Annotated in this window: 30 protein-coding genes; 28 read left to right on the top strand and 2 right to left on the bottom strand. The window is 45.8% G+C overall.

Features of this window, described 5'->3' with window-relative positions; genetic code table 11:
* The first annotated feature begins 125 nt into the window (after nucleotides 1-125).
* From ACWJJX_RS02645 to ACWJJX_RS02700, 12 genes are all read left to right on the top strand, one after another.
* Nucleotides 126-1,346 carry an EAL domain-containing protein gene (locus tag ACWJJX_RS02645; protein ID WP_003154615.1) on the top strand — a complete coding sequence of 407 codons (1,221 nt, stop codon included), beginning with the start codon at nucleotides 126-128 and terminating at the stop codon, nucleotides 1,344-1,346.
* A 444-nt stretch (nucleotides 1,347-1,790) separates the two neighbouring features.
* Nucleotides 1,791-2,030 (top strand): YkuJ family protein, encoded by a 240-nt coding sequence (locus ACWJJX_RS02650; RefSeq protein ID WP_003154613.1) that lies wholly within the window; start codon nucleotides 1,791-1,793, stop codon nucleotides 2,028-2,030.
* Between the two features lie 122 nt (nucleotides 2,031-2,152).
* Nucleotides 2,153-2,671, top strand: coding sequence for a ribonuclease H-like YkuK family protein (locus tag ACWJJX_RS02655; RefSeq protein ID WP_020955744.1), 519 nt, complete (start codon nucleotides 2,153-2,155; stop codon nucleotides 2,669-2,671).
* Nucleotides 2,672-2,811: 140 nt separating this feature from the next.
* Nucleotides 2,812-3,003 (top strand): antirepressor AbbA, encoded by a 192-nt coding sequence (gene abbA, locus ACWJJX_RS02660; RefSeq protein WP_007409618.1) that lies wholly within the window; start codon nucleotides 2,812-2,814, stop codon nucleotides 3,001-3,003.
* A 143-nt stretch (nucleotides 3,004-3,146) separates the two neighbouring features.
* Complete coding sequence (gene cbpB, locus ACWJJX_RS02665; RefSeq protein ID WP_003154608.1) at nucleotides 3,147-3,590, top strand: cyclic-di-AMP-binding protein CbpB; 444 nt, start codon at nucleotides 3,147-3,149, stop codon at nucleotides 3,588-3,590.
* Between the two features lie 140 nt (nucleotides 3,591-3,730).
* A complete protein-coding gene (gene ccpC, locus ACWJJX_RS02670; protein ID WP_007611101.1) occupies nucleotides 3,731-4,612 on the top strand; it encodes a transcriptional regulator CcpC in 882 nt (293 codons plus the stop codon).
* Between the two features lie 111 nt (nucleotides 4,613-4,723).
* A complete protein-coding gene (locus ACWJJX_RS02675; RefSeq protein ID WP_071391905.1) occupies nucleotides 4,724-5,197 on the top strand; it encodes a flavodoxin in 474 nt (157 codons plus the stop codon).
* Nucleotides 5,187-6,080 (top strand): WD40/YVTN/BNR-like repeat-containing protein, encoded by an 894-nt coding sequence (locus ACWJJX_RS02680; protein WP_071391904.1) that lies wholly within the window; start codon nucleotides 5,187-5,189, stop codon nucleotides 6,078-6,080. Before ACWJJX_RS02675 ends, ACWJJX_RS02680 begins: the two co-directional genes overlap by 11 nt.
* Before the next feature lie 26 nt (nucleotides 6,081-6,106).
* A complete protein-coding gene (locus ACWJJX_RS02685) occupies nucleotides 6,107-6,562 on the top strand; it encodes a flavodoxin (RefSeq protein ID WP_077722141.1) in 456 nt (151 codons plus the stop codon).
* A gap of 81 nt (nucleotides 6,563-6,643) precedes the next feature.
* Nucleotides 6,644-7,354, top strand: a complete 711-nt coding sequence (gene dapD / locus ACWJJX_RS02690; protein ID WP_007409623.1) for a 2,3,4,5-tetrahydropyridine-2,6-dicarboxylate N-acetyltransferase — start codon at nucleotides 6,644-6,646, stop codon at nucleotides 7,352-7,354.
* Nucleotides 7,355-7,424: 70 nt separating this feature from the next.
* Nucleotides 7,425-8,549, top strand: a complete 1,125-nt coding sequence (locus tag ACWJJX_RS02695) for an N-acetyldiaminopimelate deacetylase (protein WP_070081744.1) — start codon at nucleotides 7,425-7,427, stop codon at nucleotides 8,547-8,549.
* A 60-nt stretch (nucleotides 8,550-8,609) separates the two neighbouring features.
* Nucleotides 8,610-8,855 carry a YkuS family protein gene (locus ACWJJX_RS02700; RefSeq protein WP_003154596.1) on the top strand — a complete coding sequence of 82 codons (246 nt, stop codon included), beginning with the start codon at nucleotides 8,610-8,612 and terminating at the stop codon, nucleotides 8,853-8,855.
* A gap of 33 nt (nucleotides 8,856-8,888) precedes the next feature.
* On the opposite strand, the gene ACWJJX_RS02705 is transcribed toward ACWJJX_RS02700, so the two are convergent.
* Nucleotides 8,889-9,695 (bottom strand): mechanosensitive ion channel family protein, encoded by an 807-nt coding sequence (locus tag ACWJJX_RS02705; protein WP_060386912.1) that lies wholly within the window; start codon nucleotides 9,693-9,695, stop codon nucleotides 8,889-8,891.
* A 286-nt stretch (nucleotides 9,696-9,981) separates the two neighbouring features.
* On the opposite strand from ACWJJX_RS02705, the gene ACWJJX_RS02710 reads away from it, so the two are divergent.
* Nucleotides 9,982-10,440, top strand: coding sequence for a redoxin domain-containing protein (locus ACWJJX_RS02710; protein WP_071391901.1), 459 nt, complete (start codon nucleotides 9,982-9,984; stop codon nucleotides 10,438-10,440).
* Between the two features lie 450 nt (nucleotides 10,441-10,890).
* Nucleotides 10,891-11,487, top strand: a complete 597-nt coding sequence (rok, locus tag ACWJJX_RS02715; RefSeq protein WP_070081746.1) for a transcriptional regulator Rok — start codon at nucleotides 10,891-10,893, stop codon at nucleotides 11,485-11,487.
* A 20-nt stretch (nucleotides 11,488-11,507) separates the two neighbouring features.
* Here the strand turns inward: rok and ACWJJX_RS02720 are convergent, their stop codons facing one another.
* A complete protein-coding gene (locus ACWJJX_RS02720) occupies nucleotides 11,508-12,500 on the bottom strand; it encodes a coiled-coil domain-containing protein (RefSeq protein WP_069473386.1) in 993 nt (330 codons plus the stop codon).
* Between the two features lie 145 nt (nucleotides 12,501-12,645).
* On the opposite strand from ACWJJX_RS02720, the gene ACWJJX_RS02725 reads away from it, so the two are divergent.
* The 14 genes from ACWJJX_RS02725 to sipT all read left to right on the top strand — a co-directional run bounded on the left by ACWJJX_RS02725 (nucleotide 12,646) and on the right by sipT (nucleotide 25,429).
* A complete protein-coding gene (locus ACWJJX_RS02725) occupies nucleotides 12,646-13,248 on the top strand; it encodes a molybdenum cofactor guanylyltransferase (RefSeq protein WP_070081747.1) in 603 nt (200 codons plus the stop codon).
* 51 nt (nucleotides 13,249-13,299) lie between these two features.
* On the top strand, nucleotides 13,300-14,319 hold the full coding sequence (locus ACWJJX_RS02730; protein ID WP_007611113.1) for a molybdopterin-synthase adenylyltransferase MoeB: 1,020 nt from the start codon (nucleotides 13,300-13,302) through the stop codon (nucleotides 14,317-14,319).
* Nucleotides 14,320-14,336: 17 nt separating this feature from the next.
* Entirely contained in the window at nucleotides 14,337-15,629 is a 1,293-nt protein-coding gene (locus tag ACWJJX_RS02735) for a molybdopterin molybdotransferase MoeA (protein ID WP_102421866.1), read from the top strand.
* Nucleotides 15,590-16,111, top strand: coding sequence for a molybdopterin-guanine dinucleotide biosynthesis protein B (mobB, locus tag ACWJJX_RS02740; RefSeq protein WP_041482361.1), 522 nt, complete (start codon nucleotides 15,590-15,592; stop codon nucleotides 16,109-16,111). Before ACWJJX_RS02735 ends, mobB begins: the two co-directional genes overlap by 40 nt.
* Complete coding sequence (locus ACWJJX_RS02745) at nucleotides 16,112-16,582, top strand: molybdenum cofactor biosynthesis protein MoaE (protein ID WP_003154579.1); 471 nt, start codon at nucleotides 16,112-16,114, stop codon at nucleotides 16,580-16,582.
* The gene (gene moaD, locus ACWJJX_RS02750) at nucleotides 16,579-16,812 is read left to right on the top strand and encodes a molybdopterin converting factor subunit 1 (protein ID WP_007611118.1); all 234 of its coding nucleotides are present in this window, start codon (nucleotides 16,579-16,581) and stop codon (nucleotides 16,810-16,812) included. Before ACWJJX_RS02745 ends, moaD begins: the two co-directional genes overlap by 4 nt.
* Before the next feature lie 324 nt (nucleotides 16,813-17,136).
* A complete protein-coding gene (locus tag ACWJJX_RS02755) occupies nucleotides 17,137-17,835 on the top strand; it encodes a Yip1 family protein (RefSeq protein WP_454022710.1) in 699 nt (232 codons plus the stop codon).
* Between the two features lies 1 nt (nucleotide 17,836).
* Nucleotides 17,837-18,973, top strand: coding sequence for an efflux RND transporter periplasmic adaptor subunit (locus tag ACWJJX_RS02760; protein WP_043867055.1), 1,137 nt, complete (start codon nucleotides 17,837-17,839; stop codon nucleotides 18,971-18,973).
* Nucleotides 18,974-19,666, top strand: coding sequence for an ABC transporter ATP-binding protein (locus ACWJJX_RS02765; protein ID WP_070081750.1), 693 nt, complete (start codon nucleotides 18,974-18,976; stop codon nucleotides 19,664-19,666).
* Nucleotides 19,663-20,856: an ABC transporter permease gene (locus ACWJJX_RS02770; protein WP_070081751.1), complete on the top strand. Its 1,194-nt coding sequence runs from the start codon at nucleotides 19,663-19,665 to the stop codon at nucleotides 20,854-20,856. Before ACWJJX_RS02765 ends, ACWJJX_RS02770 begins: the two co-directional genes overlap by 4 nt.
* Nucleotides 20,857-21,137: 281 nt before the next feature.
* Complete coding sequence (locus ACWJJX_RS02775) at nucleotides 21,138-21,893, top strand: DeoR/GlpR family DNA-binding transcription regulator (RefSeq protein ID WP_014417627.1); 756 nt, start codon at nucleotides 21,138-21,140, stop codon at nucleotides 21,891-21,893.
* Nucleotides 21,890-22,801, top strand: a complete 912-nt coding sequence (gene pfkB, locus ACWJJX_RS02780; RefSeq protein ID WP_003154572.1) for a 1-phosphofructokinase — start codon at nucleotides 21,890-21,892, stop codon at nucleotides 22,799-22,801. The genes ACWJJX_RS02775 and pfkB overlap by 4 nt, the downstream gene beginning before the upstream one ends.
* Nucleotides 22,802-22,815: 14 nt before the next feature.
* Nucleotides 22,816-24,717 carry a PTS fructose transporter subunit IIABC gene (locus tag ACWJJX_RS02785; RefSeq protein ID WP_454022711.1) on the top strand — a complete coding sequence of 634 codons (1,902 nt, stop codon included), beginning with the start codon at nucleotides 22,816-22,818 and terminating at the stop codon, nucleotides 24,715-24,717.
* A gap of 94 nt (nucleotides 24,718-24,811) precedes the next feature.
* Nucleotides 24,812-25,429 carry a signal peptidase I sipT gene (gene sipT / locus ACWJJX_RS02790; RefSeq protein WP_369719103.1) on the top strand — a complete coding sequence of 206 codons (618 nt, stop codon included), beginning with the start codon at nucleotides 24,812-24,814 and terminating at the stop codon, nucleotides 25,427-25,429.
* The last annotated feature ends 29 nt before the right edge of the window (nucleotides 25,430-25,458 follow it).

Below are 25,458 nucleotides of genomic sequence, written 5' to 3' on the forward strand. Positions count from 1 at the left end.
TTAAAAAGTTTTCCCCTTTTATTTTAAACTGCTGCCATACTGCCTCCTTTTTCCTCTAATCTAAACATTTGTGGTGCTGATATAATTGTGTATAATCAGACAAAGATAGAGAAGCAGGTGATAACATGTTGGACCCACTTGATATACTGACGAATATTGATGATGTCATTCCGTATTACCAAGCGATTTTTAACGCTGAGGAACAAAGAGTCGTAGGCTACGAAGTGCTTGGGCGGATTTTGGCAGATGCGGAGATTGAGAGCCTCGGGCCGTTTTTCTTAGATTCCGGCATTCCGGAAGAATATAAGCTTGAGGTCGATGACAGAGTCATCAGGCAGGCGCTGGAGCGGTTTAAAGAAGCTGATCGCGATCTGTTGATTTTTATCAATCAGGATGCGAATGTATTGATGCTTGACCACGGAGAAAGCTTTCTTGAGCTTTTGAAAGAATACGAAGAGCAGGGCATTGAATTGAACCGTATTGTGCTTGAGATCACCGAGCACAATTTCGAAGGCGACATTGAACAGCTGTACCATATGCTTGCCTACTATCGTACATACGGCATTAAAATCGCGGTGGACAATATAGGTAAGGAGAGCAGCAACCTGGACAGAATCGCGCTCCTTTCACCGGACCTTCTGAAAATAGATTTGCAGGCGCTGAAGGTATCTCAGCCGTCACCATCATATGAGCATGTGCTGTACAGCATTTCATTGCTGGCGAGAAAAATCGGCGCCGCGCTGCTGTATGAAGATATAGAAGCTGATTTTCAGCTCCAGTACGCATGGAGAAACGGAGGCCGATTTTTTCAAGGCTATTATCTGCAGGCGCCGAGCGGCGATTTTATAGACCGGAGCCTGTTAAAAGCACGCTTGAAAACGGAGTTTCAGCAATTTATCACGAGAGAAAAAAAGAAGCTGGAGACAGTATACGAACACTCTGAGAATTTTTATAAGCGGGTCAATCAGGCAGTTTCCGAGCTGAAGAAAACCCATCAGGCGGACGATGAGTTTATTAAAAAACTGGCGGAAAACCTGACCGACTGCTGTTTCAGAATTTATATGTGTGATGAAGAAGGCTATCAGCTGACGGGAAATGTGTTCAAGCAGTCCGGCGAATGGCTTTATCAGCCTGAATACGTGGAGAAAAACTGGAGCTGGCGTCCGTACTTTTTAGAAAACATTATGAAGATGCGGAATTCAAGAAAAGGCTTTTTCAGTGACCTGTACAGTGATATTGAGACGGGTGAGATGATCAGAACCTTTTCATACCCGATGGATGACAATATGTATTTATTTATCGATCTGCCTTACTCTTATTTATATGAACAGGACGGGTTACTTTAAAGCGGCTGCTGTATGCCGCTTTTTTTTATAAATGTGAAAAAGTTTTAAAAAACGATTGACAATGATAGTGATAATCATTATCATTTAGTTATAGAGAGAAGTTACTCTCTGTTCCCCAACCCCTCTATCAGATCAAGATCCGAAAAAGCTTGGCGCTACCCCCGCCAAGTTTTTTTATGCTGTCTCCTCATAAAAAGGCTTCTCCTCACATACATCTGACAATGGCGGCTCAAAAAGCGAAAAATTATTTTTGAAAGGTGTATGACATTCCGAAAAAAGCTTCAAACTATTCGAAAACACAGTTTTCCCGTTTATTTTCTTATTGAAAATCCAGCGGGAAAATGCCATCCCGGTCTACTTTATGGTATGATGCTCTGTAGGACTTGTATTATAATAAATACTTGTTGATTTGAAGTTGTTTTTTGAAAGGAGTCTTTTTTTAGAATGTCACAATTAATGGGTATCATCACGCGGCTGCAAAGTCTGCAAGAAACAGCGGAAGCGGCTAACGAGCCGATGCAGCGTTATTTTGAAGTTAACGGCGAAAAAATTTGCAGTGTTAAATATTTCGAAAAAAATCAAACGTTTGAACTGACGGTTTTCCAAAAAGGTGAAAAACCTAACACATATCCGTTTGATAACATTGACATGATTTCTATTGAAATTTTTGAGCTCCTTCAGTAATGTGATTTGATTTTTCAGGCTGACCAAGCTTCCGGTCTTCCGCAAGCGGAGCTTTATTAAATCATGCAAAGGAACGTGCTTGTTCGTTTGGTTGTAGACTCTGGAAAGAGGAGTGTCCGTACATGGCTGATTCTTTTCTGTTTTATAATCTTTCTGAGGCACAGATGACCTTTCAAGACGTGACGGAGCGGCTGAAACGCTTTGTCAATAAAGACCCCCGTTCAGCATACGTGCTGTCTGTAGGGACTGATTCACAAGTTTACCGCGACTTCACAAAGTTTATTACGGCTATACACTTGCACCGTACAGGCAAGGGAGCTTGGGGCTGTTTGAAAAATCACGATCTTGCAAGACCGATACATAGCCTTCGCGAAAAAATTTCGCTGGAAACCGCGTTCAGTCAGGAGATGGCTGCGCATATCCTCGACGGCCGTCTTATGGAACTGACAGATTTGCTCTTGCCTTTTGCGGATGAAGGGGCTGATCTTTCATTTGAAGTGCATCTGGATATCGGTCAAAAAGGGCTGACAAAAGAATTGATACAAGAAATGACCGGCCGCATTACCTCGATGGGCATTGAAGCGAAAATCAAGCCCGATTCCTGCACAGCATTCAGTTATGCCAATCGTTACACAAAATAATATTTCATACAGAATCCGCAAAATGTCGAATTATGCGGTTGACGATTTTTTTCTGTTTACTTATTCTAGCGGTAGAGCTGAAAGCAAATTTCACCTTGCTTTCGGAGGTATTCAGTTAAAAATAGGGGGCCTGATTACGTATGAGTCTTATCGGTGAACGATTTACGGAAGAAGAACAGAAACTTCTGCTGAATATCCTGATCAATCAAGAATATGCCATTGAGCTTTTGACCAGCGAAATCAACGATATAGAAGCAGGGTCAAAAAGCGTTGATGGAACCACTTATAAAAAACTCGTAACGCTCTATGACCGTTTTCGGAACGAAAATTAATCAGCGGCCTATAAATTGATACTCGATTGCAAAGAGTATCTTTTTTATTGACGGAAACTTTTCGACAAAAAATGATAATGTTTATATTATTGCAATATAGGGAATACATGCTTTGATGAAAAATGTAAAGGGGTCGAAGTGACATGATTAGCTTACAATCAGATCAGCTTCTTGATGCAACAGTCGGACAATTTATGATCGAGGCGGATAAAGTGGCGCACGTTCAAGTCGGAAACAACCTTGAGCATGCTCTATTAGTGCTGACGAAAACCGGCTATACCGCCATTCCCGTCCTTGACGCTTCGTACCGTCTGCACGGTTTGATCGGGACAAATATGATTATGAACAGCATTTTCGGACTTGAACGGATCGAGTTTGAGAAGCTGGATCAAATTACGGTTGAGGAAGTCATGCTGAAAGACATTCCCCGTCTCCACATCAATGATCCGATTATCAAAGGGTTCAGCATGGTCATTAACAACGGCTTTGTCTGCGTTGAAAATGATGAAGGCGTCTTTGAAGGCATTTTCACGAGAAGAGTCGTATTAAAGCAGTTGAGCAGTCATATCAGATCATTGAATAAGTAGGCTCGCACGATCAGCCTATTTGTTCTTTCGCATGCCAGAAAAAGAAAACGCATACATATGAGTGGCGCTTGCCTCGGCAGCCTTTATTTGATTAGAATGGTAGATAAGAAATATGAAAAGGCATTGAAAAGGAGGACGACATGCAGCTTCAAGAGCTTCATATGCTCGTAGTTTTAGCTGAGGAATTAAACATGAGGAAGGCTGCCGAACGGTTATTCGTGTCACAGCCGGCTCTGTCCCAGCGATTGCAGACCATTGAAAAAGCCTGGGGAACAAAGATCTTTCTTAGGTCTCAAAAAGGACTTACGGTAACGCCGGCAGGAGAAAAAATCATACAATTTGCAAATGACGTCACGGATCGGCAAGAAAGAATCAGAGAAAACATTGATGAACTTGAGGGTGAGATTCACGGCACATTAAAGCTTGCCGTCGCCTCGATTATCGGGCAGCACTGGCTTCCGAAAGTGTTAAAAACATATGTGGAACGATATCCGAATGCAAAGGTCTCTCTCATTACAGGGTGGAGCAGCGAAATGCTGAAAAGTCTGTATGAAGATCAGGTACATATCGGCATTATCCGGGGAAATCCGGAATGGAAAGGCCGGAAAGATTATTTAATGACCGATCATTTATATTTGGTCGATACGGAAATTTCCTGTATTGATGATATTGCCCATACCGATCGGCCGTTTATTCAATTCAAAAGTGACAGTACATATTTTCAGGAAATTCAGCATTGGTGGCATCAAAAATTCAAAACTTCGCCGAAACAGACCATCCTTGTCGATCAGATTGAAACGTGCAAGCAGATGGCGCTGCACGGGATCGGTTATGCCATTCTGCCGTCAGTCACCTTAGAAGAGGAAGACAAAGTAAATAAAATGCCCCTGCTTGATACAAAGGATCATCCCATCGGCCGTGACACATGGCTGCTCGGTTATGAGCCGGCATTTGAATTAAAACAGGTGCAGGCTTTTGTTTCTGTCATTAAAGATATGCTGAAACAGGAACGCCCATTTTAGAAAGACAGCAATCATGCTGTCTTTTTTTATTTTTTATTGACAATGAAAATCATTATCATTTAAAGTGTTATATATGTTAATGAAAATCATTATCAATTACGAGGTGATCATATGCAGAAAGCATTAATGATATACGCAAGCATGTCGGGGAATACAGAGGATATTGCCGGCATTATTAAAGAAACACTGAGCGGGCATCAGATAGCGGTTGACAGTCTTGACATGGACGAAGCAGATGCGGATTCACTCAAAGCATATGATTATGTTTTTGTCGGCACATACACATGGGGGGATGGTGATCTTCCTTACGAAGCGGAAGATTTTTACGAAGATATTCTGCACAGCCAGCTCAACGGACTGAAAACGGCCTGTTTCGGTTCAGGCGATCACGCCTACCCGAAGTTTTGTGAAGCGGTCACGCTGTTTTGCGATGCGTTTGAACAGGCCGGAGCCAATTTATATCCGGAAACGCTGAAAATTGAGCTGGCGCCCGAGACGGCTGAAGATCAAGAATGCTGCAAAGAATTTGTCCGCGGTTTTCTTGCATGGGCCGCTCACCACGGAGACCGGTGCCATGTTTCATAAAGGCGCGACGGCTGTCATGGCATCAGTATCTTCGGGATTTTTTGTCGCTGTGAAAGACGAAGGTATTTTTCATTTTTCGGCGGAAGAAGGCTGGAAAAGACTATTCCGAGTGAAAAGCAGGATTCATGTGCTGACTTATATAGGGCCCTACATATTCGCAGCTGGAGAAAAAGGCGCCGTCCTCAGATCGGCCGATCAAGGAAAGACTTGGACGGCCTCCCGATTTCCGACCAGCGCCTCCGTATGGGCCGTTGCCGGACGGAATGACGGATTTGTCTGTGCGCACGGCACATACTGCCTCTACTTATCTGATGATTTCGGCGTCACTTGGCATGTGGCTAAGCCCTTTTCACAATTAAAGGAGCCGCCTGTCATCCGTTCGCTTTGTTTACACGGTCAGACGATTTATATCGGCACCCGGATTCATATGAATCATGGCGGCATTTGGGCGTATGATCTGACGGAAGGCCGCATCCGGCGTATAAGCCGTGAAAGGCAGCGCATGACGGCTTCAATGATGATGTATCAGAATGACTGGCTCATTGCAGCAAAGGGCGCGGCAAAGGGAGAACGGGGGGAGGTTGCCGTTCGAAACGTGCGGACGCAAGAGGAGTTTGCCATTACAGCCGGGGACGCTGTAAGGGAAAAGTCATTTCTCGACGTTTCTGAGGATAACGGGACTATTTATGTCACATCGTCACAGGGCGAAAGCGGATTTTCGCGTATTTATCAAGCTGATCTCGCCGCCGGTGAATTAAAGTGGTTTGATACGATCCGCGGTCACGGATGGCGGGTGGCCAACCGGGAAGAAAACTTTTTTTGCGCGGGCCTTTACGAAAGTAAGTTTGTCAGACCGTATGAGGCGGTTCGGCTCGCACATTAGTTTTTATGCATAAAGGAGAGACGAAGATGGGGAATGTATTGCTTGTTTACGCTACAATGTCAGGAAACACCGAGGCGATGGCGGATTTAATTGAAAAAGGGCTGATCGAAGCACAAGCATCCGTAGACAGATATGAAGCGATGGATATTCATGCCGAACTTTTTAATGATTACGAGTATATTTTATTAGGCACATATACGTGGGGAGACGGGGATCTTCCTGATGAAATGCTCGATATTGTAGAAGATATGGAAAACCTGGAGTTTACGGGAAAAACATTTGCTTTGTTCGGTTCCGGAGATACGTCCTATGAGTTTTTTTGCGGAGCGGTTGACGAATTGGAAAAAGTAATCACGGCCCGTGGCGGACGGGTGGTGCTGCCGTCGGTCAAAATTGAAAACAACCCTGAGGGCAGTGAGGAAGAAGAGCTCCGGGAATTCGGAAGACAGTTTGCCGCGCTGTGCAGCCAGCCGGCAGAATAAAGGCTTGTTCCTTTTTTTCTTGTCTTTGTATCCTTCCTTTGTTACAGTAATGAGGTAGAAAATCAGAGGAGGACAATACATATGAAAATGATGGATGCAAATGAAATTATTTCATTTATTCAAAATAGTACAAAATCAACGCCTGTAAAAGTGTATGTAAAAGGCGATCTTGAAGGAATCAGCTTTGGCGATTCCGCTAAAACATTCCTGAACGGCCAATCCGGCGTCGTTTTTGGCGAGTGGGCTGAAATTAAAAGCGCAATCGAAGAAAACAAAGACAAAATTGAGGATTACGTCATTGAGAATGACCGCCGCAACTCTGCGATCCCGATGCTTGATTTAAAAGATGTTAAAGCGAGAATCGAGCCCGGCGCTATTATCCGCGACCAAGTCGAAATCGGCGACAATGCCGTTATCATGATGGGTGCATCTATTAATATCGGTTCAGTCATCGGCGAAGGTACGATGATTGATATGAACGTTGTTCTCGGAGGACGCGCGACTGTAGGCAAAAACTGCCACATCGGAGCGGGTTCTGTATTAGCGGGCGTTATTGAGCCGCCTAGCGCTAAGCCTGTTGTCGTAGAAGACGACGTTGTGATCGGCGCAAATGCGGTTGTGCTTGAAGGTGTAACAATCGGTAAAGGCGCGGTTGTCGCCGCCGGAGCCATCGTTGTAAATGACGTCGAGCCGTATACCGTTGTAGCGGGAACACCAGCGAAAAAAATCAAAGATATCGATGAAAAAACAAAAGGAAAAACAGAAATCAAACAGGAATTACGCCAGCTGTAAGGAATGGTTTGATAGAATGGGCGTGGATGATAAAATCCACGCCTTATTCTTATCTCAAGGAGGAATACATATGGAAAAAGAGCGGCTCATTGCCATCCGAAGAGATCTGCACCGCATTCCGGAGATCGGCTTTCAGGAATATAAAACCCAGCAGTACCTGCTGAATCTATTAAACCAATATCCGGAAGAAAGAATTGAAATCGAAACTTGGAGAACCGGCATCTTTGTCAAAGTCAACGGCACGGCTCCGGAAAAAATGCTCGCCTACAGAGCGGATATAGACGCTCTGTCGATTGAAGAGCAGACGGGGCTTCCGTTTGCATCTGAGCACCCCGGTTTTATGCACGCATGCGGCCACGATATGCACATGACCATCGCGCTCGGCATTATTGATCATTTTGTTCATCATCCCGTCAAACATGATCTGCTCTTTTTATTCCAGCCGGCTGAAGAAGGACCGGGCGGGGCGGCACCGATGCTTGAAAGCGATGTGCTGAAAAAATGGACGCCGGATTTGATCACGGCTCTCCATATAGCACCTGAGCTGCCGGTCGGCACCATTTCCACCAAAAGCGGATTGCTGTTTGCCAATACGAGCGAGCTTGTCATCGATCTTGAGGGGAAAGGCGGACATGCGGCATATCCGCATACAGCAGATGACATGGTCGTTGCCGCGAGCACGCTTGTCACGCAGCTGCAAACGGTCATATCCAGAAATACGGATCCGCTTGACAGCGCTGTGATAACTGTCGGAACGATTACCGGGGGCACGGCGCAAAATATCATCGCAGAGCATGCTCATCTGGAGGGAACCATCCGGACGCTTTCCGAGGAATCAATGCGTATGGTGAAAAAGCGGATTGAAGAGCTTGTCAAAGGAATTGAAATCGGCTTCCGATGCAAAGGAAAAGTCACGTATCCGTCCGTTTATCATCAAGTTTATAATACAAGCGGCCTGACCGAAGAATTTATGCAATTTGTCAGCGATCATCAGCTTGCTGACGTGAAAACGGCGAAAGAAGCGATGACCGGAGAAGATTTCGGATATATGCTGAAAAAATATCCCGGCTTTATGTTCTGGCTGGGGGCCGATTCATCCCACGGGCTTCATCACGCAAAGCTGAACCCGGATGAAGATGCGATGGAAACCGCGGTAAATGTCATGGTCGGATATTTTTCGAAGTATGCCAATTAAATCCGAAAAGAAGAATAATCTAACAAAAATTGAGCATTCTACATAACGGAGGTGTTCAATATGACGAAAAAAATTGGAATTGAACAATCTTTATCGGATGTAGAACAGGCGTTAAAACAAAAAGGATATGACGTAGTGATGATGAAGACTCCTGAGGATGCGAAGAATTGTGACTGCTGTGTCGTAACCGGACTTGACAGCAATGTTCAAGGAATTGCTGATACGTCAACTCAGGCTCCCGTCATTACGGCTTCCGGAATGACCGCCGACGAAATCTGCAGCGAAGTGGAAAAAAAATTTCATTAAAAAGAAAAAACCGAAGCTTACGCTTCGGTTTTTCTATTCGGCGGAAGCGGCGTTTTTAAAACGGTCGAGCGCGATTTTTATTTCTCTCCGCAGTACGCGTTCAACCCGCCATTGCTCCATATTTTCTGTTTTGGCAATGATTCTGATCACCATTTCTGACGTGCTTAAATCTTGAACCCCGATGACGTCCGGCCCTTCCTTAATCTGCGGGAGCTCAGCGGCTGCTTTGTCACACGCGGTTTGAAGGATTTGAATGGTTTCATCAAGATTTTTTTCAAGCGGCACTTTAATATCGACAAGCGCCTGCATCGTTCCGCGGGAATGGTTGCTCACATTCGTGATGCCCCGGTTGGGAAGATAGTGAAGCGTGCCGTCAAAGCTCCGGATTTGCGTCGTACGGAGACCGACCTGCTCGACAATGCCGCTGTAGCCGGCAACCGTAATATAATCACCGACGTCAATCTGTTTTTCCAAAAGGATAAAAAATCCGGTGACGATGTCACTGACAAGCCCCTGAGCCCCGAAGCCGACTGCGAGACCGACCACGCCGGCACCGGCAATGAGAGCGCTCGGATTGTAGTGAAATAAATCCAAAATCATCACGATAAAAACGAATATCAGGATGTATCCATACACATTGAGCGCGAGGCTTCGCAAAGTATAAGCGCGACCCGTGGAGAGATTGTTTTGTTGCTCAAATTTCTGGAACAGATGCTTGATCAGCTTTTTTCCTGCCGTCCGGAAAATAAAGTACGCTAAAATAATGAGAGCCAGCTTTATGATGAAAATCCCGGCAGATGTGAGAAGCCCGGCCCAATCAAAGTGTTTTAAATCAATCATAGTGATGTCTTCCTTTCAAGTCTATTGCAGAAAAAGCTAAAAGTGATATACCCGTTTTTTAAATAAGATAAACCTTTTCATAGAAACCAGTTATCACATTTATGATTTGTTCATATTGCCCGGTTTCAATATCTTCATTTTTGTGAAGATATGTACTAAAGAATCTCCACACTCATTTTAACACGGTGATTCAGCCAAATCATATCCTTTGGAGAGAAAACAGGAGGACGTTGCCCGGCGGACTGAAAGCCCCGGCAAAAAACTTTTTCATAAGGAGGGAAATGAGATGAAATTACATCAGCAAATGCCTGAATTGCCCGGCGCTAAAGCATGGATTAACAGAGAAGTCACGAAGGAACAGCTGGTCGGCGGAAAGCCGGCACTGATTCACTTCTGGTCCGCCAGCTGCCGCATGTGTAAAGAAGCGATGCCTGAGGTGAACGGGTTTCGTGATAAATATAAAGATCAGCTGAATGTGTTGGCCGTCCACACGCCCCGTTCCGAAGACGATCTTGATCTTGAGAAAATCAAGAAAACAGCGGCTGAGCACGATATCTCTCAGCCGATTTGCGTCGACAGCGATCATACGCTGACTGACGTATTTGAAAATGAATATGTGCCGGCTTATTACGTTTTTGATAAAAACGGACAGCTCCGCCATTTTCAAGCGGGAGAGAGCGGGATGAAAATGCTTGAAAAACGCATCAGCCGGGTACTTTCAGAAACGGAGCAGGCTTCTGAGTAATCGGGACAATCTCCGTCGGACTATTGTCTCGGTTCTGCAAACCCTTTGCCGTTAGGTAACAGGGTTTTTTTGTGCCTATTGGATAAAAAATTCCAATATGGCATGTTTGGCTTAAAAATAAGAGAAACAGCCGTAAACACGCTGTACCGCTTGTTTTATCCATATCATTATCTTTTACATATTATAGTCGAAAATTGTAGATATCACGCTAATTTTCATTAAACAAGTAATTTCAAGTTATATTTTGAAATGGTTGAATAAATTGGAACTTTGTCCAGAATCCCCTATATGATAAGGGATTTTTGTATATAAAGTACCATTTTCAGAAAATAAGCAATTTTTCATAGAGTAAATGAAATAGTAAAATGATAAAATAATAGTTGATAAAATTACTTTTGTAATCTAATATCTTAATAAAAGCGTTTAAATTTTTGACAGGGGGTTTTACACATGTTTAATGAAAGAGAAGCGCTGCGCTTACGTTTAGAACAATTGAACGAAGCAGAGGTAAAAGTCATTCGTGAATATCAAATAGAACGTGATAAAATATATGCAAAACTGAGAGAATTAGACAATACGGGCAGCCTGTCCGATACAAAAAAAGAGTTTCGTCCGGAGAAAAAAAATGACTCCCTCCCGGTACTTGCAGAGCTTGCAGCACAGGAAATGAGAAGCTATCAAAAGCCGCAGACACAGCCTCAATCCTCCCAGCAGCAGATGCAGTCTATTACGTCTCTTCCCGCAGGCATTCCAGACGGTTCTACAAGAAGAAGAAGAGGGACGGCGAGACCGGGATCGAAAGCGGCAAAACTGCGCGAAGCAGCGATTAAAACATTGAAACGCCACAATGCAGCGATCAAAAGTTCCGAACTGCAAAAGGAAATTGAAAAGGAAAGCGGCCTTGAAATTCCTAATATGACAACATTTATGCAAAGCTTAATTAAAATGTATCCGGAAGTGAAAAAACCATACCGCGGCCAATATATTCTTGAGGGAGAAATTTCTCAGGAAACAGCAGAAACGGCAAATGATACGGCTGCTGAATAAAACAGTAAAAACTGCTTGCGTTACTCAAGCAGTTTTTTTGCGCTTTCCCGCTTATTCTGCGGAAGTGACGCATCTTTTCCAGGCTTTTTTTCAAGCTTGACAACATATTTTTGGAAAGGCTTTTCGCCGTCAGCGCGTTCTTTCAACGCATCCAGTTTTTCATCAAACGACTGATCGCGGGACTCTGATTGTACAAATTGTTTTTGCAGGGAGATGACTTGTTCGGTAACGGCTGTAAGCAAGTCTTCTGCCTGAACAGTCTCTTTGGAAACGGAAGGGATTTCCAGAGTTTGTTCCGCCGGTTCCGCCGTGCGGCTGTCAATATCAGCAAAATGGCCGGCAATCCAAGCATCACTTTCGTCCAGCTGCCGTTTATACGAAAGAATGGTTTCTTGAAATAACTTTTCTTTCGTTTTTTCTATTTCTACAAGCCGTTCTTTTGTTTCTAGTATTCGATCTCTCATATGATTAATTTCTATTTTAATATGTTTGAGCTGGTATTCTTTTTCTATCATTTGTGTTTGGAGCCGGGTATTTTCGTCTGCAGCGGCATGATAACGCTGTTTCATATCTTCGTGAGAAGTCCGTTCGGTTTGAATGGCGGTCTCAAGTGAGCGGATGCGGGTATGTAAGTTTTTATTTTCTTCTTCAAATTTTATATTTGTAAGATGCAGACGATGCTTTTCTTCCATCTCATTTTTCCGCCGAAACGTTTCCTGCTGAAGCAGTTCTTGCAGAATGACGATTTTATCGAGCAGCCCGGCTCTGATTTCATGCAAAGAACGCTCCGTGTCACTTGTCTGTTTGTGTTTTTGAGCCATGGCTTCCAATTCGTCAGAAAGCTTGTGAAGCCGCTCTTTAATATTGGCGTTTTCCTCCTGAAGCTTATTATTTTTTTGATGGAAGTAGCTTGCTTCAAATTCTGAAATTATTTTTCTGCATCTGGAAAGTTCGGATTTCAAGTAAAGGTTCTCTTGAGAAGTGTCGTGGAAAAACGGACCTGATATTTTCATAAGAACCATCTCCCTCATGATGTTAACACTACAATATGGGAAAGGAACAACGGCTATTCCTCTTAATTAAACAGACAAGCAACGTAATATTGTATTTCGGCTGAGGCGTTTGCTATGCTTTTATATAGAATGGGAGAGAGATGACATGAAACGGGTGAATGTAATATTAGCGGGGGGAGCTTCCCGAAGATTCGGAGAACCGAAAGCTTTTGCAAAGTGGAAGGGCGGCATGTTTTATGAACAGGTGAAAAAAGCCTTCGGCGGCGGAGAAACGGTAATTATCAGCCGCCCTGAGCATATAAAAAAGTTCTTATCAAACACGGAGCGGCATGTTTTTGCCGATGAGCCGCGGTTTCGGGGAATGGGCCCGCTTGCCGGCATATATACGGCAATGGAACAAACGGAAGGCGAAACATATACGGTCATATCCTGTGACACGCCGCTCGTGACAAGAAAAACGATGGCTGCGCTTGAAATGAAGCTGACCGGAAACCTGGACGCTGTCATACCGGTTTGTGAAAACAGAGAGCAGCCCCTCTTGGCGGTTTACCATAAACGGGTGCAGGATGTGCTTTTTGATCAGCTGACACAAAACAAACTGAAAATGACAGACACGCTGAAACGGCTGTCTGTCTGTTATGTGCAGGCTGAAGACATCGGCGCCGGGCCGGAGGAGTTCGCTAATGTCAACACACGGGATGATTACACCAGACTTTTGGCGCATGTCGAGTCTTCAAATCAGGACTGATCGGGAAGAAACATGGTATGATGGAAATAAAAATGCAAGGGGACAACACAGATGGAAGAGCGCTATTCGCGGCAGACAAGATTTAAGCCGATAGGGGAAAAAGGGCAGCAGGCGCTGGCTGACAGCAGTGTCCTGATTGTCGGAGCCGGAGCCCTCGGAACAGCCGCGGCAGAGGGCCTGGCAAGAGCCGGAGCGGGCCGTATGGCGATTATTGACCGAGATTATGTGGAATGGAGCAATCTACAAAGACAGCAGCTGTATACAGAAGAAGACGCGAGACAGCGCCTGCCGAAAGCAATGGCGGCCAAGGCGCGTCTTTTAGCGGTAAACAGTGATATACATATCGATGCTTACGCGGCGGAAGGTACGGCGGAAACGCTCGAACCGCTGATCGAACAAGCGGATTGCATCGTGGATGCGACAGATAATTTTGAAACGAGAATGGTCATCAATGATCTGGCACTGAAAACGAAAACACCTTGGATTTACGGTGCCTGTGTCAGCAGTCAGGGAATGTGCATGACGATTATTCCGGGGGTTACGCCGTGTTTATCCTGCCTGTTTGAGCAAATGCCCGTGGGCGGAGCGACATGTGATACAGCAGGCATCATACCTCCGGCGGTTCATATCGTCTCCGCTTATCAGCAGGCAGAGGCGCTGAAATTGCTGACAGGAAATCATGCGGCGGTAAATCGGCGCTTTTTCACGTTTGACGTGTGGAATAACACCAATATGAGCATAAATGTGGATCAGATCAAACGGGATCATTGCCCTTCCTGCGGCGCGGAGCCCGTATATCCGTATCTGCAGCCTGAAAACAGGCCAAAAGCAAGCGTGCTGTGCGGAAGAGACACCGTTCAAATCAGATCGGAAGCCTTAAAGAGGCTGGATAAAGAAGAGCTTGTCAAACGTCTGAAGCAGATCGGTAAAGTGGAAGCAAATGAGTTTTTGCTGCACATGGCGTACGAGCGCTTCAGAATCGTTATTTTTCAGGACGGACGGGCTCTGATTCACGGTACAAACGATATAAAAGAAGCAAATTCAGTTCTGGCCAGAGTGATCGGACTGTAGGAAGGGGATGTATTGCTATGCTTGAAAAAAGAACGCCGATTCAGGTGGACGAAGCAGTCCGCCGGGTGAGCCGGTATAAAAAACAGGGGGATACCGAATGGGTGGCGCTTGAGGACAGTCTCCACCGCTATTTGGCGGAGGATGTTAAGGCGGATCATGATGTGCCGGCCTTTAACCGTTCCCCGTATGACGGGTTTGCCATCAGGGCGAGCGATTCAAAAACGGCTTCCCGTGACAATGCCGTCACCTTTGAAGTCATTGACCATATCGGAGCCGGCGCCGTGTCAGAAAAAGAACTCGGGCCTTATGAAGCGGTCCGCATTATGACGGGGGCGCAGATTCCCAAAGGCGCGGATGCCGTAGTGATGCTTGAGCTGACAAAAACGTTTTCTGAAAACGGCACGAATTACATGTCAGTGAAACGCCCTTTTGATGCGGGCGATAATATTTCATATCAAGGAGAAGATGCGAAAAAAGGCAGCTCGCTATTAAAAAAAGGGACGAAAATCACGCCGGGCGTAACCGCTCTTTTAGCAACCTTCGGCTATGCTTCCGTTCCCGTGGTCAGAAAGCCGGTTGTCGGCATTATCGCAACGGGAACCGAGCTTCTTCATGTCAGCGATCCGCTTGAGCCGGGGAAAATCCGCAACAGCAACGCTGCCATGGTGTATGCCCAGGTCATTGAAGCGGGTGCGGTACCGCTGAACTTAGGGAAAATTTCCGATGATTTTGATGACAGCTATGCTGCGGTGAAGGAAGCTATGAAAAAAGTTGATTTTCTGATCACGACCGGCGGCGTGTCAGTCGGCGATTTTGATTTTCTTCCAGACATTTATAATAAGCTCGGAGCGGAAGTTCTTTTTAACAAAGTGGCAATGCGCCCGGGGAGCGTGACAACTGTCGCCCGGGCCGATGACATGCTGCTGTTCGGCCTTTCAGGCAATCCGTCCGCATGTTATGTCGGATTCACCCTGTTTGTCAAACCGATGATTCAGACGTGGCTTCTGAATGAAAAACCTCATTCCGGATGGGCGGAAGCCGTGTTAACAAACGACTTTCCGAAGCCGAATCCGTTTACGAGATTTGTGAGGGCATTTGTTTATCATAAGGACGGAAAAATGATGGCGTCACCGGTCGGTCTCGACAAATCAAGCTCAGTCACATCTCTTGCCGAAGCAAACGCGTTTATCCTTCTGCCGGGAGGAACGAGGGGGTATGAAGCGGGCCGGACGGTTCACGCGCTCCTTATTCGTGATGAGAATGGAAGTGAATGGCCGTGGTCAATTCTTTCCCGATCGTCCAGATCGTAGGTTTTCAAAACAGCGGTAAAACAACGTTTATTGAACGTGTGCTGAAAGCGGCGCCGAAAGAGTGCGATATTGGATGTTTAAAACATCACGGACATGGCGGAGAACCGGAACCTTTTTCTGACGGAAAAGACTCGGAGCGTTTTTCAAAAGCCGGAGCCGCGGTTACGGCAGTAGAAGGGGACGGCGTCCTGCAGCTTACGGCGCGAAAAAAATGGGATCTGGCGGGTTTGATCAGTCTGTATGAATGTCTGGGAATTGACGGTCTTCTCATAGAGGGGTTTAAACATGCACCGCATCCGAAAATCATTATGATCAAAAACAGCGAAGATTGGCAAAAGCTGAAGCATTTGGAGCGCGTGATCGCGGTTGTCAGCAGAAATACGGAGCATATGCCGACAGATGCAGGCAAGCCCGTATTCCATGCGGACGATCCGGCTGCCATTATGTTTGTGCTTTCGCAGCTGAAAGGGGAATCTGCTTAAATGGAACGTTTTCAAATTACAAGGGAACCTATCATTGCGGAAAATATCGTAAAAAAAGTTGAAAAGCGTGAAGCCGGCGCCATCACAACGTTTATCGGCACGGTCAGAGAGTGGACTGCAGGACGGCGGACAGTGCGTCTAGAATATGAAGCGTATGAACCGATGGCTGTTCAAATGCTTTCTCAAATCGGCAGTGAAATCAGCGCGAAATGGGAAGGAGCCGAAGCTGCAATCACTCACCGTGTCGGCGTCCTTGATATCGGTGAAGCAGCGGTCGTAATCGCCGTGTCTTCTCCGCACAGAAAGGCGGCATATGAGGCGAATGAATATGCAATTGAACGGATAAAACAGATTGTGCCGATATGGAAAAAGGAAATCTGGGAAGACGGGGAAGAATGGATAGGCGATCAGCTGGAAACAACGCCCTATCCGAACGGAAAACCGGATTTGGATAAAGGGGAATCGCGATGATTAAAGTATTATTATTTGCCGGGCTTGCGGAGCAGGCGGGAACACCGGTCATTGAACTTGACGAAAAAGAGACGGCGGCGTCTGCTGTAAAAACGCTGTTAAAGGAACGGTACGGCCTTCAGACGATTGACAATGCCATGATCGCAATCAATGAAACATATGTAAAAGACAACAGCACCGTAACAGAAGGTGATACCATTGCCTTTATCCCTCCTGTAAGCGGAGGGTGAAAAAAGAGCCGGATGTGCATCATTGCCATCCGGCTTTTTTGTTTATAGGCGCTGAATTTCAGAGAATATTTAAATGGGATTTAAAGGGTTTTTCAATTGAGGCGGTTTTCACTGCATGAATAGGCTGATAACAGTGCCTTTACAAGGTTTTGAGCCACCCGTCATACCGGTCTGACGATGCTTTTTTTTTACATAATTATGGAACGTAAAGCTGAGAATTTGTGTTACAATTTAGCATAAATACGCAAACGGCAAAAAAATTGAAACTTCTCTCAGCCTAAAGCGTACGTATAAACAGAATAATACATAGGAGGCATCAGCCATATGGAACCAAACCTGGAAAAAAGCAATACGGCAGTCACGGAAAAGCCGTCAATTTTCGGCGTCATTACAAGTCCTGTTGTGCAGTTTAAAAGATTAAAAGAAAAGCCGGTCATCGGCATTCCTCTCCTGATTGTCATCATTCTCATCGCGGCCGGCAGTATTTTGCGCGGGCTGGGGATGAATTATGAAGAAGTGCTGAACAGCTCATCTCTTGACGGTTTGACGGAAGATCAGATTGAAATGACCAAAACCTTCGCTAAATTCGGCACGATGTTCGGAGGAATCTTCGGGGGCATTATCGCTCTGTTTATCGTTCCGCTCATTTATTGGCTGTGCGTCAAAATGTCAGGCGGCGTGACAACTTATAAAAAAATGCTCTCACTCGGCCTCTTTACTGCATTTATTACTAACATCGGCTTAGTCATTAACGGACTTGTCATTTATTTTACCGGTGCGGGCTCACTGTACCCTGTCACATCTTTGGCGAGTGTCATACCGGCCGGAGACGGCGTATCGGTCTTTTTAAGCGCGATCGATATTTTCAGCATCTGGAGCTATATTCTGCTCGCTTTGGGACTTCGCTATACAGGCGGTATTTCGAAAAAAGCGGCCTGGACTTCCGCGATTGTCCTGTTTGTTATTATGCTTTTGGTTTCGGCAGTCGGAGGACTGTTAAGTTCAGTGACAGCAGGTGTATAACATGAAAAAAATTTGGATCGGAATCGGCATCGCCGTAATTGTTGCAGTATTCATCGGTATCAATATTTATAAGTCTGCCGCTCCCGCGGGCGGCAGCGCCGGAAAAAAAATCGAAACCGGAACCATGGAAAACAGAGAAATCTCATCTACGGTTATGGTTCCGGGAACACTTAAATTCTCTAAAGAACAGTATGTTTTTTATGAAGCAGATAAAGGAACTCTTGATAAAGTGAAAGTAAAAGAAGGCGACAAAGTAAAAAAAGGGTCGTCGTTAGTCACTTATACAAATGAGCAGCTCAACCTTGATAAAGAACAAAATGAGTTGACAGAACAATCAAAACGGATGCAAATCGAACAAGTTGAAGAAAAACTCAGAGCATTAAACAGCAAGGAACAAGATCTGGCAAAACAAGTGGGAGAAGCTGAAGCCAAAAAACAAATTGAATCCGAACGGACTGATCTGCAGCTTCAGCAAAAAACGGCGGAAATCGAATTAAAGCAATCTGATTTGCAAAAGCAGTCTCTTGAAAATCAAGTGTCGAATCTCAATGTTAAGAGTGAGATGGACGGGACGGTTATCTCGGTAAATCAAGAAGCGGCTTCTAAAAAATCGGATATTCAAGAACCGGTTATACATATAGGAGACCCGGAACACCTGGTCGTTGCCGGCAATTTGTCCGAATACGACACGCTGAAAGTGAAAAAGGGCCAAAGCGTTACAATCACCTCAGACGCCATCCCCGGCAAAACGTGGAAAGGGAGAGTGGCGGCTGTCGGCCTCGTTCCGGATCAAAAGTCAAGCGCTGCTTCGGGGGAAAGCACGGAACAAGCCGTCCAGTATCCGTTTCAGGTTAAGCTGATCGGAAACCTTCCGGAAGGCAAGCCGGGATTTAAATTAATTATGAACATTGAAACCGACAAACGGAAAGCCGATACGCTGCCGTCCTCCGCAGTCAAAAAAGACGGAGATGAGCACTGGGTCTTTACGGTAAAAGACGGGAAGGCCAAACGCGTGAAAGTTAAAGTCGGCGATACCGCAAATCAGCTTACGGAGATAAAAGAGGGGCTTTCAAAGGATGATAAAGTCATTCTGAATCCGGCTGACGGTTTGACTGACGGAACGGATGTGAAAGCATAGATGATTCAGCTTTCAAAGGTGAAAAAAAGCTATCAGATCGGCAAGGAGACGTTTGATGTTCTCCGTTCAATCGACCTGACGATTGAAGAAGGAGAATATGTGTCAATTATGGGACCGTCGGGATCGGGAAAATCTACGATTATGAATATCATCGGCTGTCTGGACAGACCGACGTCCGGCAGTTACAGGCTTGCGGGCGAAGATGTTTCTTCATGCACCGAAAAAGAGCTTGCGGCGGTCCGGAACAAATCAATCGGATTTGTCTTTCAGCAGTTTCAGCTGCTGCCGCGATTGAATGCAAGAAAAAATGTCGAACTCCCCATGATTTATGCCGGTATCGGCAAAAAAGAGCGTGAGGAACGGGCTGAGCACGCGCTGGAAAAAGTCGGTTTGGCGGATCGGATGCGTCACATGCCGAATGAGCTGTCCGGCGGCCAGAAGCAGCGTGTCGCGATTGCAAGAGCCATCGTGAACGAACCGAAGCTCATTTTAGCTGATGAACCGACCGGCGCGCTGGATACGAAAACAAGCATTTCCATTATGGAGCAGTTCACAGAGCTTAATGCAGAGGGCGTGACCGTGGTGCTTGTCACTCATGAGCCTGAAGTGGCGGACTGTACAAACAGAGTGATTTTCGTCCGTGACGGAATGATCGTTTCCCGCGATTCTGAGCAGAGGAGAGTGGGGGAATGAGCCTGTCAGAAAATCTCCGGATGGCCCTCAGTTCCGTAAGAGCTCACAAGCTGAGATCGATTCTGACAATGCTCGGAATCATTATCGGCGTCGGTTCAGTAATCGTTGTTGTGGCTGTCGGCCAGGGCGGAGAGCAAATGCTGAAGCAATCCATCAGCGGGCCGGGCAATACGATTGAATTGTTTTACCTGCCGAGTGATGAAGAATTAACAGCCAATCCGAACGCCTTACAGCAAGCGAGTTTTACAGAAGAAGATATTAATGGATTAAAAGGAGTGGACGGCGTAAAGCAGGTTGTCGCTTCCGCGGTAAAATCCATGACGGCCCGTTACCATGAAGAAGACACGGATATTACGCTGAACGGCATTAACAGCGGCTACTTGGACGTAAAAAAGCTGGACGTTCAAGATGGACGGACATTTACGGACAATGATTTTCTTTCCGGGAAAAGAGCGGGAATCATCTCGAAAAAAATGGCTGAAAAGCTGTTCGGGAAAACGTCTCCGCTCGGAAAAATCGTCTGGGCCGGCGGACAGCCCGTAGAAGTAATCGGCGTACTGAAAGAAGAGAGCGGCTTTTTATCGTTAGGACTCAGTGAAATGTATGTGCCGTTCAACATGCTGAAAACGTCTTTCGGTATTAACGACTACAGCAACGTTTCCGTTCAGACGGAGTCCGCTGATCAAATCAAAACAACAGGAAAAGAAGCGGCCCGTCTCTTAAATGACAATCACGGTACAAAAGAGGCCTATCAAGTCATGAATATGGAAGAAATCGCGGCGGGAATCGGTCAGGTCACAACCGTTATGACGACGATCATCGGTTCGATCGCCGGTATTTCTCTCGTTGTCGGCGGGATCGGGGTCATGAATATTATGCTCGTATCAGTGACGGAACGGACAAGAGAAATCGGCATCCGCAAATCGCTCGGTGCCACGAGAGGACAGATTCTGACACAATTCTTAATTGAATCTGTTGTGCTTACATTAATCGGCGGCTTAATCGGAATCGGTCTCGGCTACGGGGGAGCAACACTCGTTTCCCTTATCGCAGGCTGGCCGTCGCTCGTTTCCTGGCAGGTGGTTTGTATCGGCGTGCTGTTCAGTATGCTGATCGGTGTCATTTTCGGCATGCTGCCCGCCAACAAAGCATCACGCTTAGATCCGATTGAAGCGTTACGGTATGAATAACCGGCGCCCCATGCAGTCTGCATGGGGTTTTTTGTGTTTTAATGATTGAATGAATATAATAGACTTTTTTCATTTATGATAAAAAGAAAATGTCATACAATTGTCCCCCTTTTTGTCGAATTTACAGTTTACAAACCCTATGTACATACGTTAATATGAACAAATGTGAAAGATTTTGATAGTTATTGAATGAATTTGAGTGATTTTAGTTGCTTGAAGTAAAAAAAGCGTTTACAATTATCTTGCAGCCGAAATGAATACGTTTTCAAAGGAGGCGGAATATGCTCACTCCTGAAAGGTATCAGCTGATTATGGATCAGATTGAAAAGCGAGATGTGGTGAAGATTCAAGAGCTGATAAGCATGACAAACGCTTCTGAATCAACGATCAGAAGAGATTTATCAACACTTGAAGAGCGCGGGTTTTTAAAGCGCGTTCACGGCGGGGCGTCTAAACTTTCCAACAGCAGGCAAGAACCCGATATGCTTGAAAAATCCTCCAAAAACCTTCAGGATAAACTGAAGATCGCTGAAGAAGCGGCATCTTTATTAGAAGAAGGTGACTGTATTTACCTTGATGCGGGAACAACTACATTGCACATGATTGATTTTATAGATCATACAAAGGACATTGTGGTTGTCACAAACGGGGTTATGCATATCGACGCTTTAATAAGGAAAGGGATTCCTTTTTATCTTCTCGGAGGATATGTGAAGCATAGAACAGGTGCGATGATCGGCGGCGCCTCATTAACGGCGGTCAGCCAGTACCGTTTTGACAAAAGCTTTCTCGGGGTGAACGGCGTGCACATTGAAGCCGGCTTTACAACACCCGATCCGGATGAGGCTCTTCTGAAGACAAAGGCTGTGAGACAGGCGAAAAATGCGTATGTTTTAGCCGATCCTTCTAAATTCGGCGAGATTTCTTTCGCAGCGTTCGCCGCCTTGGGCGATGCAGCTATCATTACCACTGAAGCTGAAGAACTTGCATTCGATAATTACCAAGAAAAAACTGTCGTAAAGGTAGTGAAACCATGATTTACACTGTAACCCTCAATCCGTCTGTTGACTATATCGTTCACGTTGAAGATTTTGCCGTAGGCGGTTTAAACCGTTCCAGCTATGACACGAAGTATCCCGGCGGAAAAGGCATCAACGTTTCGAGATTACTGAAAAGACACCATGTGCCGTCAAAAGCATTGGGGTTTGTCGGCGGATTTACCGGAAATTATATCACGTCATTTTTGCAGCAGGAAGGTCTGGAAACGGCTTTTTCTGAGGTGGATGAAGACACGCGTATAAATGTAAAACTGAAAACGGGCGATGAAACGGAAATTAACGGACAGGGCCCGACGATTTCAGACGAAGTGTTCAATGCCTTTTTAGAACAGTTCTCCGCTCTGGAAGAGGGAGACATCGTCGTTTTAGCGGGAAGCATCCCTTCTTCCCTGCCGCATAACACGTATGAAAAAATTGCTGAGGCATGCAGAAAGCAGAATGCCCGGGTAGTGGTGGACATCTCCGGTGAAGCGCTGATGAAAGCGACAGAAATGAAACCGTTTTTGATGAAGCCGAATCATCATGAGCTTGGGGAAATGTTCAATACGGTCATTGATTCAGCCGAAGCTGCCGTTCCTTACGGTAAAAAATTAATTGAACAAGGCGCTGAACACGCGATTGTTTCGATGGCTGGCGACGGTGCGCTTTTATTTACGAAAGAGGCGGTTTTCCTCGCCAATGTTCCTAAAGGAAAGCTTGTCAATTCGGTAGGCGCGGGTGATTCCGTCGTCGCGGGATTCCTTGCGGGAATTTCAAAACAGCTGCCTTTGGAAGATGCGTTCCGTTTAGGAGTTGCTTCCGGAAGCGCGACGGCATTTTCTGAAGAACTCGGAACTGAAGAGTTTGTACAGCAGCTTCTTCCTGAAGTTAAAGTCACACGTCTATAGAGGAGGAAAGAAAAGTGAAGATAACTGAGCTGTTAACAAGAGATACAATTCATCTCAATATAGAAAGCAAAGAGAAAGAAAACGTTATCGATGAAATGGTGACAGTGCTTGACAAAGCCGGCAGATTAAATGACAGAGAGGCTTACAAAGCAGCCATTTTAAATCGTGAAAGCCAAAGCTCGACGGGAATCGGCGAAGGCATTGCCATTCCTCATGCGAAGACGGCGAGCGTCATTAACCCGGCCATCGCATTCGGCCGTTCAAAAGATGGTGTGGATTATGAATCATTAGACGGTCAGCCGGCACACCTGGTCTTTATGATTGCGGCAACCGAAGGAGCAAATAATACGCATCTTGAAGCATTATCAAGACTTTCAACGCTTCTTATGCGTGAGGAAATCCGCAAACAGCTTCTTGAAGCTGAATCAGAAGATGCAATCATTGACATCATCAATCAGCATGACAAAGATGACGATGAGGAAGAAGAGCAGGAAGAACAGGCAGCGCCGTCAGGAAAAGGAAAAATCCTTGCCGTTACGGCATGCCCGACAGGTATCGCTCATACGTTCATGGCAGCTGACGCACTGAAAGAAAAAGCGAAAGAGCTCGGCGTTGACATTAAAGTCGAGACAAACGGTTCGAGCGGTATTAAACATAAGCTGACGGCTCAAGAAATTGAAGACGCGCCTGCGATTATCGTGGCGGCTGATAAACAGGTTGAAATGGAGCGCTTTAAAGGCAAACATGTTCTTCAAGTGCCTGTAACGGCCGGTATCAGACGTCCTCAGGAACTGATTGAAAAAGCAGTTAACCAAGATGCGCCGATTTACGAGGGCAGCGGCGGAGCATCTTCCGCTTCAAATGAAGACGGCCCGAAACAGAAATCAGGCACAAGCATCGGAAGTACTTTCTATAAACACTTAATGAGCGGTGTCAGCAACATGCTTCCATTTGTCGTCGGCGGCGGAATTCTCGTTGCGATTTCATTCTTCTGGGGAATTCATTCAGCTGATCCGAAAGATTCGACATACAACACGTTTGCTGCCGCGCTGAACTTTATCGGTGACGGTAATGCGTTAAAGCTGATTGTTGCAGTTCTTGCCGGATTCATCGCAATGAGTATTGCGGACCGTCCGGGATTTGCGCCGGGTATGGTCGGCGGATTTATGGCTACGCAGGCGAATGCCGGATTCTTGGGCGGACTGATTGCCGGATTCTTAGCCGGTTATGTCGTAGTCCTTTTGAAAAAGCTGTTTGTCTTTATTCCTCAGACTCTTGACGGATTAAAACCTGTATTGATTTATCCGCTGCTCGGTATTTTTATCACCGGTGTCCTGATGCAGTTTGTCATTAACACACCTGTAGCAGCGTTTATGAATTTCTTAACAAATTGGCTTGAAAGCCTTGGAACTGGAAACCTTGTCTTAATGGGGATTATTTTAGGCGGTATGATGGCTATCGACATGGGCGGCCCGCTCAATAAAGCGGCGTTCACTTTCGGTATCGCGATGATCGATGCCGGAAACTATGCGCCGCATGCGGCCATCATGGCGGGCGGAATGGCTCCGCCGCTTGGAATCGCGCTGGCGACAACATTCTTTAAACACAAATTCTCTAAACGTGACCGTGAAGCCGGTATTACGTGCTACTTCATGGGAGCAGCTTTCGTTACAGAAGGCGCCATCCCGTTTGCAGCGGCTGATCCGCTTCGCGTCATCCCTGCAGCAGTTGTCGGTTCTGCGGTAGCGGGCGGACTGACAGAGTTTTTCCGGGTAACGCTTCCTGCACCGCACGGAGGAATATTCGTTGCATTCATTACGAACCATCCGCTGCTTTACTTAATGAGCATCGTGATCGGAGCGATTGTAACTGCGGTTATCTTGGGAATCATCAAAAAACCGGTAGTAGAGAAATAAGCGAAAAGCGTCCTTTACGGGCGCTTTTTTCAATCATATGCGCATAGAAGCGTTATGTATTTTGTGATGAGTTGTGATAAAGTAAAGATGGTACATGAACCGAAACAGTGATCGTCTAGGAGGAACCACGTTGACTGAAGAACAAAAACCTACTTCTGAAAAATCGGTAAAAAGAAAATCCAACACATATTGGGAATGGGGAAAGGCCATCATTATAGCGGTTGCACTTGCGCTGTTAATCCGCCATTTCCTGTTTGAACCGTACTTAGTGGAAGGATCATCAATGTACCCGACATTACATGACGGTGAAAGACTGTTTGTCAACAAAAGCGTCAATTATATCGGAGAAATCGAGCGGGGGGACATCGTCATTATTAACGGCGATACGTCGAAAGTCCATTATGTAAAGCGGCTCATCGGAAAACCTGGAGAAACGGTGGAAATGAAAAATGACACGCTTTATATAAACGGCAAAAAAATCGCAGAACCGTACCTCGCGAGCAATAAAAAAGAAGCGAAAAAACTGGGAGTCAACCTGACGGGAGATTTCGGCCCCGTAAAGGTTCCGAAAGGCAAATACTTCGTCATGGGCGACAATCGGCTGAATTCAATGGACAGCCGGAATGGCCTCGGCTTAATAGCCGAAAACCGGATCGTCGGCACCTCGAAGTTTGTGTTCTTCCCGTTTCATGATATGCGTCAGACAAAATAAAAAACGCCGCGCTGCCCGATTCGGACAGC

It is taken from the genome of Bacillus sp. YH3-2-B2 (assembly GCF_053663335.1).